The following is a 17913-nucleotide window of genomic DNA, read 5'->3' on the forward strand; positions in this document are numbered from 1 at the left end:
TTTGGTATACATAATGCCAGTTGTCAATCGACGATGGAGATGTTTTCTTCAAAACAAGCTATTGAAAAAACGTCAGTAATGTTGACGGACCGTCTGATACATTCGGGGCGTCCAATGGAATTGAGTCTCCTGGTATGCCAGGACAGACGGTGCGCTCCCTGCGGCGGCATGAACTGCCGCCGCATTGGCCATGGAGCTTCAAACCAGCCTTGACGTTCACAGCTCCACGACGACCTTGCCAAAATGCGATCCGGACTGGAGATGGGCATACGCTTCGGGGACTTCGTCGAAGCCATAGATCCTATCGATGATCGGGTGGATCGCGTGTTCGGCGAGGAAGCGATTCATTGCGGCGAAATGCTCGACAGATCCGACTGTGACACCGATGATGTTGGCATTCTCCCATTGAAGGCGCGCCAGATCAGGCTTCGGGCCGAACCCGGTCAAAACGCCGATCTGAACGATCTTGCCACCCGAAGCGACTGATCGGATCGATCGGTCATAGGTCCCGGGACCGCCGAGTTCGAGGATATGGCTGGCACCTTGGCCATCCGTGGCTTTCATGATGGCGACATCCCAGTCAGGCGTGTCGCGGTAGTTGATGAGGATCGAGGCTCCCAGCGCCTTGGCGCGGTCGAGCTTCGCGTTCGAGGATGAGATGACAATCGCGCGTGCGCCAAGCGCCGCGGCGAACTGAAGGCCGAACAGCGCGACTCCGCCGGTCCCCTGAACAAGCAGCGTGTCGCCCTTGCTCAAGCCGCCGCGCGTGACGAGACCGTGCCAGGCCGTCACGGCCGCACAGGGCAGGGTCGCCGCTTCCACCGAGGTGAGATGCTTCGGCACTGCGACAAGCGCGGTCGCCGGCAGCACGATGTACTCTGTCAGGACTCCGTCCAGCGTGCGGCTGCCGAGGGCTGATGGAATATAGCCGCGCTTGAATGGCCCCGAGACCCAGTCGCGGAAGTAGGCGGCTGCAACGCGATCGCCGACACGCCATTGCATGACGTCGGAGCCGACGGCATCGACGACCCCTGCGCCGTCGCAGAGCGGCACGCGGCCGTTGAGGCCGCCTTGGCCGGCTGCATCGAGGATCAGGAGGTCACGGTAGTTGAGACTTGCCGCCTCGAGGCGGATGCGAACCTCGCTCTTGCCGGGTTCGGGCTTGGCGACATCGGCACGCACGAGGCGGCCGACGCCAGCATCGTCATGAAGATGATAGGCTTTCATTGTTGCTCCTTTGCAAGGCTGTTCACTTGCACGAGCACAGTCTGTAAGGTCTGACAGCGCTGTCAGGGTCAAGAGGTGTCAGTGAAAATCGGTGAACTCTCCCGGAGGACGGGAATCAGCGTTCGAATGCTGCGTTACTACGAAGAGGAGGGATTACTTTCTCCGCAGCGAACCGATGCGGGCTATCGCGACTATGGTCCGGCGGAAGAGGAGGTCGTACGCAGGATCAAAGTGCTCGGCGCGGCCGGGATGACGCTTGAAACGATCCGGCAGTTGCTGCCATGCGTGCGAAACACCCGGCCGGATTTTACGCCCTGCAACGACCTGCGAAGAATACTCGCCCAGCAGGTCGGTCTGATCGATGACCGCATCGAGATGCTCACCCAGAGCCGGACCATTCTGGCCCGCTTCCTGTCGAGCGTGAACCGATAGCCCGGCCTGGCATCCACGCCGGGACTCGCGGTGACGCCGCCGGAAGCGCAGCGGATTGGGCTGCTCCAGGCTTGCGAGATCCAAGAAGGCAGCGGCGCATAGCAAAAAGGGGCGCACCATGGTGCGCCCCTTGTCAGATCGGTTGTTGCGTGCAGTTCAGGCGATGCGTGCGTCGCGTGCCGCAGCTTCAGTCGCAGTCGCCTCGTTGCCGAGAATGAATGCGCGGCGCAGCGGCTTGATCACGAACAGCGCCATCAGTGCCGCCGTTGCATTGAGGGCGACGCCGATCACGAACACGGCCTGCCAGCCATATTTCGCCGACACCAGGCTGGCGAGCGGCACCAGCAGCGAGGCGGTGCCCTTGGCGGTGTAGAGCATGCCGTTGTTGGTGGTGGCATACTTCACGCCGAACGTATCGCCCGAGGTCGCCGGGAACAGGCTGTAGATCTCGCCGAACACGCCGAAATAGACTGCGGTCGACAGCACGAAGACGATCGGGATGTGACCGTAGGTCGACAGCGTCAGCAGCATCAAAGCGGCGGTGCCGAACGCGATGAACATCGTGTATTCGCGGCCGATCGTGTCGGAGACCCAGCCGAAGAACGGCCGGCCGAAACCGTCAAAGATGCGGTCGAGCGAGATCGCGAAGATCAGCGCGGCCATCTGGAAACCGGCGATGCTGACCGGCTCATTCGCGATCTTGAAGTCGTGGGCGATCGGGGCGATCTGCGCCGCGGTCATCAGGCCGCCGGAAGCGACCATCACGAACACCAGATACATGATCCAGAAGATCGGCGTGCGCAGCACCTGCGGCGGGGTGTAGTCGATCTTGGTTTGCGGCAGGTTCAGCTTCTTCTTTTTCACCGGCGTCGCGGCCGTTGGCGGGCGCAGGAAGAGGGCCAGGATGAACACGATGACGCCTTGTCCGATACCGAAGAACAGGAACGCGTTCTGGTAGCCGCTGGTCGCGATCATGCTCGCGATCGGCACCACGGTGATCGCCGCGCCGGCGCCGAAGCCGGCTGCGGTCGCGCCCGCAGCAAGGCCGCGCCGGTCGGGAAACCATTTCAGCGCGTTACCGACGCAGGTGCCGTAGACGGAGCCGGCCCCGATGCCGCCGACGACAGCGCCGGCGTAGAGCAGGGTGAGGGAGTCGGCATAGGAGTTGATGATCCAGGCCAGCGCGATCATGACGCCGCCGAACATGATGACGAGGCGCGGACCGTATTTGTCGACGAACCAGGCTTCGACCGGAACCAGCCAGGTCTCGGTGAAAACGAAGATCGAGAAGGCGAGCTGGATGGCCGCGCGGCCCCAGTGATACTTGGCGTCGATCGGATCGACGAACAGGGTCCAGCCGTATTGCAGGTTCGCGATCATCGCCATGCAGACGATGCCCATCGCAAGCTGAAGCCAGCGGAAGCCGCTGGCTTGGACTGGAGTGGCCGCTTCAGTGGAAACCATGGATCCTCCCAAACCGCGCTATTTGTGTTCTCTTACGGTATTCCGGTGCTTGGCGGATATCGACTGACCGGTGGATATCACGCGCGTCGGACCATTCTGGTATAATATATTCCAGCGCGCAAGGATGACTTGCTTCTTTGCTGAGATGACTTGCTTTGCAGCGCAGCACAAAGCGGCGCTATGCGTGCAACGGCATGCGGCACAATTGAAAGAAAACGCTCGGCAAATTGCCGAGCGTTCCAAGCTGCATCAGTGGTTTTGCGGAATCCTCAGCCCGTTGCGCCCTGCGCGGCGGCTTTCTCGACCACCGTTTTTCGCCAAGGCTTCAGAACGAGAATCGCAAGAAGCGAGGCCAGTATGTTCGCGCCGGCGGCAATCAAGAAAACCTTGTCCCAATTGCCTGCCGACTGCTGCACATAATTGGCGATCGGGACGAGAAGGGCGGCAGTGCCCTTGGCGGTGTACAGCAGGCCGGCATTGGTGGTCGCGAACTTGGCGCCGAACGTATCAGTACAGGTCGAAGGAAACAGCGAGTAGATCTCGCCCCAGGCGAAGAACACGAAGCCTGAGAGGATGACGAACCAAACGGGATCGTGGCCGAGCATGTAGAGCGCCCAGATGCCGATGCCCTCCATGCCGAACGCGATGAACATGGTATTCTCACGCCCGATCATGTCGGAGATCCAACCGAAGAACGGCCGCGTGAGGCCGTTGAGCACACGGTCGATGGTGGCCGCAAATGTCACGGCGGTCATGGTCATGCCCATCAGCGTCACCGGGATGTTGTCGACCTTCCAGTCGCCGGCAATCGGCTTCAGATTCGCCGTCACCATCAGGCCGCCGGCACCGACGATCACGAACATGAAATACATCAGCCAGAAGATCGGCTGCCGGATGACCTCGGTCGGATTGTAGTTGCGGCGGCTCTGCACGAGGTTCGCGTTCTGCGCCACAGCAGGGACCTGGCCTTGCTTTGGTGCAAACAGGAAGAAGGCGAGCAGCACGATGACAAGGCCTTGCCCGAGACCGAAGTAGAGGAAGGTCGTCTGAAAACCGGAATCGCGGATCATGGCCTGGATCGGCGCGACCGTCAGAGCCGACCCGGCTCCGAAGCCGGCCGCGGTGATGCCTGCCGCCAAGCCGCGCTTGTCGGGAAACCATTTCAGTGCGTTGCCGACGCAGGTCCCGTAGACGGCGCCGGCACCGAGGCCCGCGATGATCATGCCGAGATAGTAGCCGTTGAGTGTCGTGGCCCCGGCGTTGATCATCCATCCGATGGCGCAGAGAACGCCGCCGACAAAGACCACGATCCGCGGACCGTACTTGTCGACAAACCACCCTTCGACCGGAACCAGCCAGGTCTCGAACAGCACGAACAGAGTGAAGGCCCACTGGATCGAGGCGCGGTCCCAGCCGAAGGTCTTGGCGATGTCGGGAACGAAGAATGTCCAGCCGTACTGGTAATTCGCGATCATCACCATGGCGGCCACGCCGATCGCGAGCTGTGTCCAGCGATAGGCATCGCTGACGCGCGCTGATGCGGGGGCCCCCGCGTGTGTTACGTCCGTCATTGTCCCTCCATGTGCGCTTCTCGATTGGCGCGTGTGAGGGACATTGTTGTATGCCTTATGCCAAGGCTCCAAGCGTCACCCCGCCGCAGTGCTGATTTGTCGCAGACCGGCGGTGATGCTTCCTCTGGTTGTGCAGAGCAGCAGGGTGTGACGCAAAGCAAAAAGCGCGACCGCAAAATAAAAAAATGGCTCCGGACGGATCCGGAGCCATCAGTCGGGAGGTAGCCTGGGCGCTAAACCGGAAGCTGTTGCAAAGGTTCCGGCGCTGCTGCGGTATTTAGAGGCCGAAATAGGGGAGGTCGCCATTGCGGACGGCGGCGCGGGCGCTGGCCATCAGCACACGGTCGAGGGCCGTGACGAAACGGGCAAACAGGCTGGCGGAGGGGACGAGCGGAAGGGCGGCGGTCTTGGACATCGGTTCTCTCAATCTCTGCGCTGTGACGCTGACTGAGGCCAATTTACGTATACCAGATACCAGGCACAACCCATTTCAGTGCATAGCAGCAATTGAATTTTTGCGATGCAGCAGAAATGCAACGATTGGAATTTCCAATCGAGAACTGATTGTTAATCAAGAAAAGCTGCCGAATGATCCGGCGGCGCGACATTCCTGATCCGAAGGCCCCGCTCCATCAGCCAGAGTTGCGGAACCCATATCGGCTCGTATCCCAAGCTCGTTCCGGCAGGTGAACGTCCGATCGCAGGCCGCAGCCGGAGAGCGACGTCCTCGGTCGGCTTCTGCGTCATGCTGATGTCCCGTCCGATTCCAAGTCCGCGATCAGGCTTCTCGCTTGGATCAGGTCGCTGGTGCCGAAGCCTTCGGTGAACTTTTCGTATGTCGCCATCAGCCGATCGCGCGCCTCGACGGCTCGACCCTGACGTCGCCACAATCGTGCCAGGCTCATCGCAGCACGCAGCTCCCACGACAGCGCCGATTGCTCGCCGGCGATCTCCAGGGCGCGGAGCAACTTCGCTTCCGCGGCCACGTCGGCCCCTGGCGCGCGATGCCAAAGCAGCAACATGGCATCGACCCGCAGCAGCTCCGGCGCACTCCAGGGCAAGTCGGCCGGCGGCTCGCCTGGCAGGGGCACAGGGATATTCGTCCCGATCGGCAGATGAGCGAACGGCGCGATCCGTGACGGGTCCGCACGTGGTTCGATGAACGAGGCGATCAACGCCTCAGCCTCGCTGCCCTGCCGTAACTCAAGCGCTCGTGCGTAGCATAGGCGCCAATCTTCCAGGTTTCGATTTCCCGTGGCGTGAGCGGCGAACATATCAAGCAGCCGCTTGGCGTCGGGCGCGCCGGTCCACAGCGCCACCGGCAATCCCGCAAAAGCCAGGGCATAGGCGAGGGCGAACGAGTGTCCAGTCTTGTCTGCGGCCGTTATCGCCGCCGCCGCTGCCGCCGTCGCCTGATCCGGGAATCCCCTAATCCATAGGATGCGGGCCAGCAAAGCCGGCATCGCGACTGGTGTTTCGACCTGATAACCCATGCCCATTGACGGGTCGAGGCGGTGCGGCTGGCGGAGCGTGCGTTCGGTCCATTCCTGCGCGAGCCGTTGATGACCGAGCAGATGATGAGTCAGAGCGATGATGCGGTCGGCGAGATGGGTGGCGCCGAGATCGCCCGCTTTGCGGGCAGCATCCGCGAAGCGCAGCGCGACGTCGAGCGCGGCATGGTGATCCTCCCTGCCTCGACGTGCAGCCCATAATCCCCATAATGCACGGGTCTGCACTGCGGCGGCGCCGATCCGTTCGGCGATTTCCAGCGCGCGGGCAAAGTTCGGCTCGATCGCGTTTGCACCTGGGCCAAGGTACCAAAGCGAATAACCCAAAGCGATGCGCAACCGCATTTCCTGCTCTCCGCCCGTCTCTGCATGCCGGAGAGCCTGTTCAATGCGACCGCGAGCGACCGTCTGTTGAGACAGGTCGAACCACAAGGGAACAGCCGCGATCGTCAGCGCTACGCCGGTCGACGGGTCCCCCGAGCTGGAGAATGCCCACTCCAGGGCTGCGTGAATCTCATCGGCACGGCGGCGGAGCGCGGCAGGACGTTGCTCGGACGGTATCGAATGTGCGTCTTCCTGGCCCAGCAGCTTCAGAAAATACGCGGCGTGACGGCTGGCAACGTCAGTGAGGGCGCCGCTCTCGGAGAGCCGGTCGAAAGCATAGGCGCGCGTTGTTTCCAGCAGACGAAACTGCGTGCCGGCGGAGTTCTCGGCTTTCAGAACCAATGATTTGCCGACAAGACTGCCGATGCTGTCGACAACATCCGCTTCGGTCATGCTGGACACCGCGCACGCCGCGTGCAACGAAAACGGGCCGGCGAAGATGGCGAGGCAATGAAGCACCACCCGCTCTGTCTCGGGAAGGAGCTTGTAGCTCCAATCGAGCGTCGCGCGGAGCGTCTGATGCCGTGGCAACGCCGTACGCCGACCGCCTGTGAGCAACGCGAAGCGATCGTCAAGACGTGCGGCGACCTCCGGGAGACCAAACGTGGCAGCGCGCGCGGCGGCCAACTCGATCGCGAGTGGAATGCCGTCCAGTCGTCGAGCGATCGATCCGATCGCTGGAAGGTTTTCGCCCTGAGCCAGGAAATTGTCCCGCACCAGACGCATTCTTGCGATGAACAGTTGCACGGCGCTGCATGCGAGAACATCGTTCGATGCCTCCTGATGCTGCGATGGCACGTCCAGCGGGGCGACGCGGTAGACGAACTCGCCCTCGATCCGGAGCACCTCGCGGCTGGTCGCCAGTACCGTCGTATGTGGACACAGCTGAACGAGAGTCTCGGCCAACTCCGCCGCAGCATCGACGACGTGCTCGCAATTATCGAGAACCAGCAGCACTTTCCTCTTGCCGATGGCCCGGGCGACCGAAGCCGGCGAGATCTCGTCACTGCCCAGTCGCAGCCCGAGCACGCTCGCCGCCGTGGACGCCACCAGGGCGGGATCTGACAGTGAGACCAGTTCGACGAAAAAGACATCGCCGGCGATCGTCGGAAAGAGCCTTCGCGCCACCTCGGATGCCAAGACGGTCTTCCCGATCCCGCCGGGGCCCGTCAGCGTCACCGCGCGGTAGGCGGACACGAGATTGCACAGATGTTTCACCGCCGGTTCTCGACCGACGAGCGCGCTTGCCGCAACCGTCACATTGGTCCGAAACGAAGTTGGTGCCGCTGTCGCGTGCTGAGGCTTCGCGGGCGCGCGGTCCTGCCGGATTGTCCAGTTGCCGAGCAGGCGATAGCCGCGACCCGATACTGTTTGCAGCATCCTCCGATCTGCGCCAAGCGCTTTGCGGATGGCCGAGATATGAACCCGGAGCGTGGCGTCCTCAACGATCGCGGCGCCAGGCCACGTGCGCCTTACGAGCTCGTCCTTGGTCACGAGCTGGCCGGCTGACCGCACCAGCGTCTCGATGATCTCGAACGCGCGGCTTCCGATCGGAACGGTGACACCATTGGCGCGCAGCTCACGCGCCGACAGATCGAGCTCCCACTCGCCGGACTCAAAAATGTCTTGTTCGCAGGGGACCAAATCAACGTCCTGTTTCAGGAGTTCCTTCAGTTCTAGTTGGCGGATCGGTGTCGTGCAACGCTTTCACATTCGGCGCTATAAGGATAGAAGGCCGACGGGCGATCCGCCGGAGCTCGTTTCCGAAATGCGATGCCACGCCGATGTTGAATCGGCCTTCGCGCAAAAATGAAGTACCCAACATACAAGCTAGTCCGCTGCGTCCATCAAGCGGATACTCTCGATGAAAAATGGGAACGAGAACTAACGACGATTACAGGCGTGCTTGCCTCTTCCGTGAGCGTCAAGGCCACGTATTGACATTTGTGAACGCCATGATGCACCCCGCCGCCCCACCCGAGAGACCCTCGCGCTGTACGCTCAACGCCATGACCACGCCTGAGGAGCCCAAGACATGAGCACACTCGAACATCCCCGCCCAGAAGGGCTTCTGTACAACTCAGGATTCTCGCAGGTGGTCGTTGCCTCAGGAACGCGCACAGTCTACACGGCGGGGCAGGTCTCGATCGATGAGCGCGGCGCGATCGTCGGTGCCGATGATCTCGCTGCGCAGGCAACACAGGCGATGCGTAATGTCGGTCTGGCCCTCGCCGCCGCCGGTGCGAGCTACGACGACATCGCAAAAATCACGACATACGTCGTGAATTACAAACCGGAACACCGAGCCGTCATCGGCAAAGCACGGGCACCCTTCTTCGCGAACAGGACGCCGCCAGCGAGCACCCTTGTCGGCGTCTCCGCACTCGCACTGCCGGGGTGGCTCGTCGAGATCGAGGCCGTTGCTGTCGTCGACTGAGACGCAGCGCTCATGCCGCCAGTGTGTCAGGCTGCGCTTTCCAGTTCCATGTAGCCCGGATGAGCGTAGCGAGATCCGGGACAAGTGCTCGCGGTGTCCCGGGTATCGCTGCGCTCACCCGGGCTACGAAGCTGTCCCGGAATGACGAACGCCGTCGCTTACTCCGCCGCCTCCTTGCGCGGCGGAGCGAGGGTACCGCAATGGTGGATCTCGGCGACCTGATGGTCGCTGAATTGGGCCGCAGGGGATGTCGAACTCGTTGAGGATCTCCATCGCCTCGAACTCGTCGCTCAGTGACGAATGCGGATGATCGTCTTCCCCTTGCGTCGCTCGGTCGGGTTTAAGGCGGCGACAGCATCGTCGAGGGTCGAGACGTTGCCGATGTTCGTCCGCAGTCGTCCGTCCCGCACCCGTTGGACGATCTCGCTCAGTTGGGCACGATCGGCCTCGACGACGAAGTCGACCGCGAGGCCATCGGCAGGCCGTGCCTCGGCCGGTCCGACGATGGACACCAGCGTTCCTCCCGCTCGAATCAGGCCTGCGGACCGCTTCCCGATGTCGCCGCCGATGCCATCGAGGACCAGATCGACTCCGCCGATGTCTTCCAGGGGGTCGTTGTCGAGGTCGACGAACTCCTTCGCGCCGAAGTCGAGAACCGTCTGACGGTCGGCGGCGCGTCCGGTGCCGATGACGTGGGCGCCGAACTCTCGTGCGAGCTGCGTCACCATCGAACCGACGGCGCCGGCCGCGCCATGCACGAGTACGCTCTGCCCCGCGCCTGAAGGCGGCCGTGCTGGAACAGTCCTTGCCACGCGGTGAGACCCGAGATCGGCAGACTCGCGCCCACCGTGAAGTCGACGTCGCCCGGCAGCGGCGCGAGATTGCGTGCTTCCATGGCTACATGTTCCGCCAGGGTGCCGTCGCGATACCAGTCGGCGAGGCCGAACACTCGCTGTCCCACTGACAACCCCGTGGTGCCGTAGCCGAGAGCAGTGACCACTCCGGCCAGCTCGTGGCCGAGGATCGACGGTGTTCGGTCACGGTCCAGGCGATCGGTCCAGGTCGAGGGCCATTCCAGCTCAGTTGGGACAAATCCCGACGCATGAACCTGAACGACGACGTCGTTGATCGCTGCCTGCGGCTCGGGCCGCTCCGCCAGCTTCATCCCGGCCATTCCCGCCGCCCGGTCCGTCACAACGATTGCCTTCATGATAATTTTCTCCTCGGTCATTCTGACCGGGACTCCTACTAAGCCTGATAGATAGGGCTCGCTCCGGTCGCTGGTGTTAGCGAACAGATGCGTTGCGCCTGGTCATAAAACAGTACCAAGATTGCCGATTTGGGCTGTACCATCGCGCGATGGCTATCCTTCCCGTCCAACTCGATCGGGCCAGAAGGACTCCGCTGGCTGCCCAGATTTATTCGTCGATCCGAGAGGGGCATCGAGAACGGCCGGCTCGCTCGGGATTACGCTCGTCGGTGTGCTCGCCCAAGAGCGGCGAGCGCTTCACGTCGGCGGGGCTGTCCGACAGCTTGATCGGGTTGCCGACCGAGAGATACTTGCCGCGGGTCGGATGGTCGACCTCGACCACGGTGCCGATCTTGCGCAGCGACTGGTCCTCGGCGAGCTTCGTCGCGTTGCAGGATGTCCGCTTCGGGGCCAATAGCGGCCGTTAGTTGGTTCTGGCAGAGTTGCGTTCTGCCGTCGTCATCGGCGCACTCCAACTGCCCGCGGGTCTTTCGGATGAGAGAAGTGCGAACCTCGCTGATTATTCTACTGGCGGGCTTGTCCGGCTTCGCGTTTGAAGCAGCCATGCTAGGATCTGCGGCTCTGCCGATCGGCATGTCGCTCCTTGGTCACGCACAGGAAGGTATTCATAGTGATCGGACCGGCGCGGTAGCTCAGTGGTAGTTCGTTCTTCCGTTTGGCGTCGCGACACCTTGCCGCAGATGGCCGCATGAGATGTCCTTGGAGGATGTACCCACTCGGTTTTGGGGTAGCATTGGATGCCGGTCGCCCACTAAAGGAGGTAAGCCATGAACAGGCTCTACGCTCTCGCGTCGGTTGGGTACTGCATAGCTTCGGCAGCACTCATCACGTCGGCATCAGCTCTTCCAAACGAGGAAATCCCGAAGGCCGAACCGGAGTACATCGCCAAGGTGAAGACTGCCGCCCCTGCGTCGGTCGTGAACAACGCGACCATCACCATGCCGCAGCCGGATGGCTCTTCCAAGGCCGTCCAAACCGGATCGAACGGTTTCACCTGCTTTATCGGCAAGGACGGAACGCCCGAATGCGATGACCAGAACGCCATGGAATGGCGCAAAGCTCTGCAGGCCAATCAAACCCCGCCGAACAAGATTGGCTTCATTTTCATGCTGGCCGGTGACACCGGCACGAGCAATCATGATTCTGCGGAAAGGCACACGCACCAGCATTGGGTCCAGACAGGGCCGCACGTGATGATCGTCGGCGGCGCTGCACACGACATGCTCAGTCCATATCCCCGCGATGTGGATGTCAAAGATCCGACGCAGCCCTTCGTCATGTTCCCTGGGAAGCCCAACGAGCACCTTATGATCCCTGTGCACTCGCAGGAACTCACTACGGGCAGCGCGCGGTAACGCGTGAGCTCCGCCGTGCCAGAGACCGGCGGCACGGCGGCTGACTGCGCAACGTTGAAGGCCGAAACAGGTGAATGCGGCCCTCCGGTCTGCTCTGGTCCAAGCGGCGGTTTAGCACTTCCGGCATGCGGGTCCGGGTTGCCCTTGAGAGCGGACATGAACGGGCGATCGGCAAATACTGCCTTTAGGGTGACCAGCAGACATCGGTCTGTGTGGGCATCTCGTCTAATCCGTCGTACAATGGGATCCAAAGTGGATCGCGAGCCATGGCGCAGGAGCGGCTAGGACGGGTCGAGCGCAGGTTGTCGGCGATATTGGCCGCCGATGTGGCTGGCTATTCGAGGCTCATGCATCGTGACGAAGAAGCGACACACACCAAACTGACAGCTCTTTTAGCGGAGGCTGTTGATCCAGCGATCACAGAACACAGCGGCCGAATCGTCAAGAATACTGGCGACGGGTTCCTAGCGGAATTTCCGAGCGCCGTCGAAGCGGTTCGAGCTGCGGTGCAGTTCCAGAGCCGCGTCGAGGAGCTGACCGCCAATGAAGTTGAAGAACTGCGCATTGCTTTCCGGGTTGGTATCAACATTAGTGACGTCATTGTTGAGCCCCACGATATCTTTGGAGATGGCGTCAACATCGCAGCGCGGCTTGAGAGTTTGGCGCAACCCGGCGGCATTTGCATTTCCTCTTCTGCGTATGACTATGTCTGCGGCAAGGCCGCGGTCGAGTTCATTGATCTGGGCGAGCGAACTCTCAAGAACATTGATCGCGCCGTGCGGGCCTATGCTTTAATCTGGGGCGATCAGAGCACGTCGTCGCGGACACGGCGGCCACCTCCGCCGTCGTCCTCTCCGCCTCGTCTCTCCATTGTTGTGTTGCCCTTTGCCAATCTCGGTGGCGGTCCGGAGCAAGAGTATTTCGTGGACGGCGTCACAGAGGCGCTGACCACCGATCTGTCGCGCATATCTGGTGCATTTGTAATCGGCCGGCACACCGCATTCACGTACAAGGGTGTAACGATCGACTTAACGAGAATTGGCCGCGAATTGAACGTGCGCTACGTGCTTGAAGGATCTGTCCAGCGAAGTGGCAATCGGCTCCGTGTGAACGCTCAGCTTGTCGATAGTGAAAGTGGCAGTCACATTTGGGCCGAACGGTTCGATAAACCTCTTGCTGATCTGTTCGATATGCAGGACGAGATCGTCGCTCGGCTGGCTGGTGCCCTAGATGCTGAGCTGATTGCGGCAGAGGCGCGACGAGCCCGACGCTCCGTAGATCCAGACGCGATGGATCTTTATTTTCAGGGCGTCGCTGTCGCGAACAGAGGGACTACCCCGGAGCACCTGACGCAGGCGCGCAGCTTTTTCGAAGGCGCCTTGGTGTTAGACCCGGGCTGCATCGACGCGCTGGTCGGCCGTGCAGGTCTGGATGAGGCAGCGGTCGCCGCATTGTTAACGGATGAGCCAGCTCCTCTCCTCGCGATGGCTGAGGCGACCATAAATGAGGTGCTGTCGCTGGCTCCTCAGCATGCGTTGGCGCACTTGCGATTGGGCGTCGTCCAAGTTCTTACAAACCGCGTGCCTGAGGGTATTGCTGAATGCGAACGGGCCCTGGCATTGGATCGCAATTTGGCCCATGCTCACGCTTGGATCGGTCTCGCCAAGGTGTACATTGGCCGGGCGGGGGAGACCGAAGCCGATGTGCAGGAGGCTCTTCGTTTGTCTCCTCGCGATACCCGCTCTTATATTTGGCTGATGATCGTCGGAATGGCCAAGTTTCACCTCGGCGCATACGGAGAGGCGGTCGTTTGCTTACGCCGGAGCATTGAGGCCAATCGAAATCATCCGCTCGCGCACTTTTGGCTGGCCGCTGCGTTGGCGAAGATGGGTGCGATCGAGGGAGCTAAGCGCGCGGCGGGGGCAGCACTTGCCCTCAATCCAAGTTTCTCCATACGCCGCGTGCGCTCCCATCTGCCAAGCGACAACCCGGTGTATCTCGCCGGACGCGCGCACCTCTATGAGGGGCTGAGCTTGGCTGGGGTGCCGGAGCAGTGACGTCGCCCTTCGGGTCATGAGTTGGTTGCGCCGTCTTACACCCAATTTCCGCTCTGCCCCCACAAAGCGGACATTCGGATGATCGCCGGAGTTCGTCGGTGTCTCCGATGCTAATCGAAAACGGCGCGAGAAATGGCGTTCAGCCCCGGCCGGCGAACCTCCGTTTGCGACAGGGGTTCAATCAATCTCCTGCTCTGCGATCGGCGGGACCGAAGCTCCGTATCACTAAAAGGCCGCCGGAAGCTCCGGCGGCTTGGTCGTCGTGGTCTCGAGCGGAAGCGGTGGCCGGGCGACCGCACCTGGAGCCGGAGGTCTTACTCCGCGGCCTCCTTGCGCGGCGGATCGAGGGCGCCGGAATCGTGGATCTCGGCGACCTGATGGTCGCTGAAGCCGAGCACCTCGCGTAGGATCTCGTCGGTGTGCTCGCCCAAGAGCGGCGAGCGCTTCACATCGGCAGGGCTGTCCGAGAGCTTGATCGGGTTGCCGACCGAGAGGTACTTGCCGCGGGTCGGATGGTCGACCTCGACCACGGTGCCGGTCTTGCGCAGGGACTGGTCCTCGGCGAGCTCCTTCATCGACAGGATCGGGCCGCAGGGGATGTCGAACTCGTTGAGGATCTCCATCGCTTCGAACTTGGTCTTGCTCATGGTCCACTGCTCGATGCGCGCGAAGATCTCGTTGAGGCGCGGCAGCCGGGCCGGGGGCTTGGCGTAGTTCGGATCGGTCTTCCAGGTGGGCTCGCCGATCACGTCGCAGATCTTCTCCCAGACCGGGGCCTGGGTGATGAAGTAGATGTAGGCGTTGGGATCGGTCTCCCAGCCCTTGCACTTGAGGATGCGGCCCGGCTGGCCACCGCCGGAATCGTTGCCAGCGCGCGGCACGCTGTCACCGAACGGGATGCCTTCACCGAACTGGCTGTACTCTTTCAGCGGGCCATGGGCGAGGCGCTGCTGGTCGCGCAGTTTCACGCGGCAGAGGTTCAGGACCCCGTCCTGCATCGCGGCGGTGACACGCTGACCCTTGCCGCTATGGGTGCGGTGATAGAGCGCGGTGACGATGCCGAGCGCGAGATGCAGGCCGGTGCCGCTATCGCCGATCTGGGCGCCGGTCACCAGTGGCAGGCCGTCGCGGAAGCCGGTGGTGGAGGCAGCGCCGCCGGTGCACTGGGCGACGTTCTCATAGACCTTGCAGTCCTCGTACGGGCCAGGGCCAAAACCCTTGATCGAGGCGACGATCATCTTGGGGTTGATGGCCTGGATCTTCTCCCAGGGGAAGCCCATGCGATCGAGCACGCCGGGGCCGAAATTCTCGACCAGCACGTCGCACTTCTTGATCAGCTCGGTCAGAACTTCCTTGCCCTTCGGGTTCTTGGTGTCGAGCGTGATCGAGCGCTTGTTGTGGTTCAGCATGGTGAAATACAGGCTGTCCACGTTCGGGATGTCCTGCAACTGACCGCGGGTAATGTCGCCCACGCCGGGACGCTCAACCTTGATCACGTCGGCGCCGAACCAGGCCAGCAACTGCGTGCAGGTCGGGCCGGATTGGACGTGGGTGAAATCGAGAATGCGAACGCCCTCGAGCGCCTTGGTCATATGTTTCTCTCCGTCACTGAATGGTCATCCCGCGACTAGCGGGCGTTAAATGGTCGGCGGGGTGGCCTTACTTCTTCTTCAGCACGCTCTGCGGATTGAGGTTGCCGATGCGGCCGCTCTCGGAGCCTGCGGCCGGATCGATTACCGCGTTGATCAGGGTGGGCTTGCCCGAATCCATCGCGGCGTTGACCGCGCGCTTCAATTCATCCGGCGAGGTCGCGTTGACGCCGACGCCGCCGAAGGCTTCCATCATCTTGTCGTAGCGCGCGCCCTTGACGAACACGGTGGTCGCCGGATCGTTGCCGCCCGCATTGACGTCGGTGCCGCGATAGATGCCGTCATTGTTGAAGATGACGATGCAGACCGGCAGGTTGTAGCGGCAGATGGTCTCGACCTCCATGCCGCTAAAGCCAAACGCGCTGTCGCCCTCGACCGCAAGCACCGGCTTGCCGGTCTCGATCGCCGCGGCAATCGCCGTGCCCATGCCGATGCCCATCACGCCCCAGGTGCCGACGTCGAGGCGCTTGCGCGGCTTGTACATGTCGATCACGCCGCGGGCGAGGTCGAGCGTGTTGGCGCCTTCGTTCACCAGGATGGCGTCGGGCCGCTCCTTGATGATGGTGCGCAGCACGCCGAGCGCGCCGTGATAGTCCATCGGCGAGTTGTTGTTCATCAGCCGCGGCGCCATCTTGGCGACGTTGTCCTCGCGCTTCTTCTGCACCGAAGCGGTCCACTCGGCCGGAGGTTTCGGCCAATCGGCACCCATGGCCTCAGTGAACGCAGTCACGACCGAGCCGATGTCGCCGACGACGGGGGCCGCGATCTCGACATTCGAATCCATCTCCTTCGGCTCGATATCGACCTGGATGAACTTCTTAGGCGCATCGCCCCAGGTCTTGCCCTTGCCATGCGAGAGCAGCCAGTTCAGCCGCGCGCCGATCAGGAGGACGACGTCGGATTCCTTCAGCACGGTCGAGCGCGCAGCGCCCGCACATTGCGGATGCAGGTCGGGCAACAGACCTTTGGCCATGCTCATCGGCAGGAACGGCACGCCGCTCTTCTCGACGAAGGTCTTGATCGCTTCATCGGCCTGCGCGTATGCCGCGCCCTTGCCGAGAATGATCAGCGGGCGTTTTGCGCCCTTCAGGACATCGAGCGCGCGCTTGACTGCCGACGGGGCAGGGATCTGCGCGGGCGCCGGATCGATCACCTTGACCAGCGAGGCCGCGCCCGCCTGGGCGTTCATCACCTGGCCGAACAGTTTTGCGGGGAAATCGAGATAGACGCCGCCCGGACGGCCCGAGACGGCGGCGCGGATGGCGCGGGCAAGGCCGATGCCGATGTCCTGGGCGTGCAGCACGCGGAAGGCGGCCTTGCAGAGCGGCTTGGCGATCGCGAGCTGATCCATCTCCTCATAGTCGCCCTGCTGCAGGTCGACGATCTCGCGCTCGGAGGAGCCGGAGATCAGGATCATCGGGAAGCAGTTGGTGGTGGCGTGCGCGAGCGCGGTGAGGCCGTTGAGGAAGCCAGGCGCCGAGACGGTGAGACAGATGCCGGGCTTCTTGGTCAGGAAGCCGGCGATCGCGGCGGCATAGCCTGCATTCTGCTCGTGACGGAAGGACAGTACGCGCAGGCCCTCGGCCTGCATCATGCGGCCGAGATCGGTGATCGGAATGCCCGGGACGTTGTAGATGGTCTCGATGCCGTTCAGCTTGAGCGCGTCGATGACGAGATGAAAGCCGTCGGTCAGCTCCTCGTGGGTGTCCGGTGCCTCGGTCTTGATCGCAGTCTGCGCCATGCGCCTCATCTCCCTGGTCGTCTTTTGAAGGCGCCGACAGCGTCTTCCGTTGTGAACCCTTTCGACCGAACGGTCGGCCGAACGACTAACTGAACAATTCCTTGCCGTGCGTCTCGACGTAGTTGGCGAGGGCAAGGGTGTGATCGCGCGCGCGCTTCTCGGCGAGCTCGGTGTTGCGCTCTTCCAATGCCTCGATGATCGCCATGTGCTCGGGCAGGGAGGCCGCGATGCGCTCGGTGCGGCCGATCGTGAGCTGGCGATAGCCGCGCACGTGCAACAGGATGTCGTTGGTCATGTCGACCAGCACAGGCGATTCCGACAGCGAGATCAGCGCCTGGTGAAACGCAATGTTGGCCTTCGAATATTCCTCGATGTGATCCTGCGGCAGGCGGTCAGGGCCGAAATCCTTGAAGAAGTCGCGCAGGTTCGTGATGTCCTTCTTGCGCGCGGTGGTCGTGATCAGGCGCGCCGCCATGCTTTCCAGCGCAGCCCAGGCGCGGATCATGTCGACGATTTCGCTCTTGGTCCGCTTCACCACGACGATGCCGCGGCGCGGCACGGTCTTCACGAAGCCGTCCTGCTCCAGCATCGCGATCGCTTCGCGGATCGGCGTGCGGCTCACGCCCAATCGCTCGGACAACGCGCGCTCGTCGAGCATCACCGGGTCCGGCGTCGCGTAGATGTCCATCTTCAGGATGGCTTCGCGCAAGGCCCCGTAGGCCTTGTTCTTGAAGCTCGTTTCCGGGGCGATGCGAGCGATCGCGATGTCTGCCTCGGCCATGGGGGGCAACGCCTTGGTTGGTTTCTGCGTGGACAAG

12 protein-coding genes and 2 pseudogenes are annotated in these 17913 nt (G+C 62.3%); 4 read left to right on the top strand and 10 right to left on the bottom strand.

Going from position 1 to position 17913, the window contains the following annotated elements; genetic code table 11:
• Nucleotides 1-216 precede the first annotated feature (216 nt).
• A complete protein-coding gene (locus P6U24_RS14945) occupies nucleotides 217-1227 on the bottom strand; it encodes an NAD(P)-dependent alcohol dehydrogenase (RefSeq protein ID WP_407159849.1) in 1011 nt (336 codons plus the stop codon).
• An 81-nt stretch (nucleotides 1228-1308) separates the two neighbouring features.
• On the opposite strand from P6U24_RS14945, the gene P6U24_RS14950 reads away from it, so the two are divergent.
• Complete coding sequence (locus P6U24_RS14950) at nucleotides 1309-1659, top strand: MerR family transcriptional regulator (protein ID WP_407159850.1); 351 nt, start codon at nucleotides 1309-1311, stop codon at nucleotides 1657-1659.
• 156 nt (nucleotides 1660-1815) lie between these two features.
• On the opposite strand, the gene oxlT (P6U24_RS14955) is transcribed toward P6U24_RS14950, so the two are convergent.
• The 4 genes from oxlT (P6U24_RS14955) to P6U24_RS14970 form a co-directional block, all read right to left on the bottom strand.
• A complete protein-coding gene (gene oxlT, locus P6U24_RS14955; RefSeq protein ID WP_407159851.1) occupies nucleotides 1816-3123 on the bottom strand; it encodes an oxalate/formate MFS antiporter in 1308 nt (435 codons plus the stop codon).
• 269 nt (nucleotides 3124-3392) lie between these two features.
• Nucleotides 3393-4694, bottom strand: coding sequence for an oxalate/formate MFS antiporter (oxlT, locus tag P6U24_RS14960; protein WP_407159852.1), 1302 nt, complete (start codon nucleotides 4692-4694; stop codon nucleotides 3393-3395).
• Nucleotides 4695-4971: 277 nt separating this feature from the next.
• Complete coding sequence (locus P6U24_RS14965; RefSeq protein ID WP_407159853.1) at nucleotides 4972-5109, bottom strand: hypothetical protein; 138 nt, start codon at nucleotides 5107-5109, stop codon at nucleotides 4972-4974.
• A gap of 328 nt (nucleotides 5110-5437) precedes the next feature.
• Nucleotides 5438-8230: an ATP-binding protein gene (locus P6U24_RS14970; protein WP_407159854.1), complete on the bottom strand. Its 2793-nt coding sequence runs from the start codon at nucleotides 8228-8230 to the stop codon at nucleotides 5438-5440.
• A gap of 391 nt (nucleotides 8231-8621) precedes the next feature.
• Here P6U24_RS14970 and P6U24_RS14975 point away from each other — a divergent pair, with 391 nt between their 5' ends.
• On the top strand, nucleotides 8622-9023 hold the full coding sequence (locus P6U24_RS14975) for a RidA family protein (RefSeq protein ID WP_407159855.1): 402 nt from the start codon (nucleotides 8622-8624) through the stop codon (nucleotides 9021-9023).
• A gap of 290 nt (nucleotides 9024-9313) precedes the next feature.
• Here the strand turns inward: P6U24_RS14975 and P6U24_RS14980 are convergent.
• Together P6U24_RS14980 and P6U24_RS14985 are read right to left on the bottom strand one after the other, a co-directional pair.
• Nucleotides 9314-10233, bottom strand: a pseudogene (locus P6U24_RS14980) (NADP-dependent oxidoreductase).
• 262 nt (nucleotides 10234-10495) lie between these two features.
• A pseudogene (locus P6U24_RS14985) lies at nucleotides 10496-10654 on the bottom strand (CoA transferase); the annotation flags it as partial.
• A gap of 406 nt (nucleotides 10655-11060) precedes the next feature.
• Between P6U24_RS14985 and P6U24_RS14990 the strand changes: the two are divergent.
• Both P6U24_RS14990 and P6U24_RS14995 read left to right on the top strand, forming a co-directional pair.
• Nucleotides 11061-11648 carry a hypothetical protein gene (locus P6U24_RS14990; protein ID WP_407159856.1) on the top strand — a complete coding sequence of 196 codons (588 nt, stop codon included), beginning with the start codon at nucleotides 11061-11063 and terminating at the stop codon, nucleotides 11646-11648.
• 266 nt (nucleotides 11649-11914) lie between these two features.
• Nucleotides 11915-13705: an adenylate/guanylate cyclase domain-containing protein gene (locus tag P6U24_RS14995; RefSeq protein WP_407159857.1), complete on the top strand. Its 1791-nt coding sequence runs from the start codon at nucleotides 11915-11917 to the stop codon at nucleotides 13703-13705.
• Between the two features lie 314 nt (nucleotides 13706-14019).
• On the opposite strand, the gene frc is transcribed toward P6U24_RS14995, so the two are convergent.
• The 3 genes from frc to P6U24_RS15010 all read right to left on the bottom strand — a co-directional run bounded on the left by frc (nucleotide 14020) and on the right by P6U24_RS15010 (nucleotide 17912).
• Nucleotides 14020-15297 carry a formyl-CoA transferase gene (frc, locus tag P6U24_RS15000; protein ID WP_407159858.1) on the bottom strand — a complete coding sequence of 426 codons (1278 nt, stop codon included), beginning with the start codon at nucleotides 15295-15297 and terminating at the stop codon, nucleotides 14020-14022.
• Between the two features lie 67 nt (nucleotides 15298-15364).
• Nucleotides 15365-17095, bottom strand: coding sequence for an oxalyl-CoA decarboxylase (gene oxc, locus P6U24_RS15005; RefSeq protein WP_407159859.1), 1731 nt, complete (start codon nucleotides 17093-17095; stop codon nucleotides 15365-15367).
• A gap of 85 nt (nucleotides 17096-17180) precedes the next feature.
• Entirely contained in the window at nucleotides 17181-17912 is a 732-nt protein-coding gene (locus P6U24_RS15010; RefSeq protein WP_407159860.1) for a GntR family transcriptional regulator, read from the bottom strand.
• Nucleotide 17913: the final 1 nt, after the last annotated feature.

This window comes from Bradyrhizobium sp. STM 3557, assembly GCF_045571465.1.
In the GTDB taxonomy this organism is placed as follows: Bacteria; Pseudomonadota; Alphaproteobacteria; order Rhizobiales; family Xanthobacteraceae; genus Bradyrhizobium.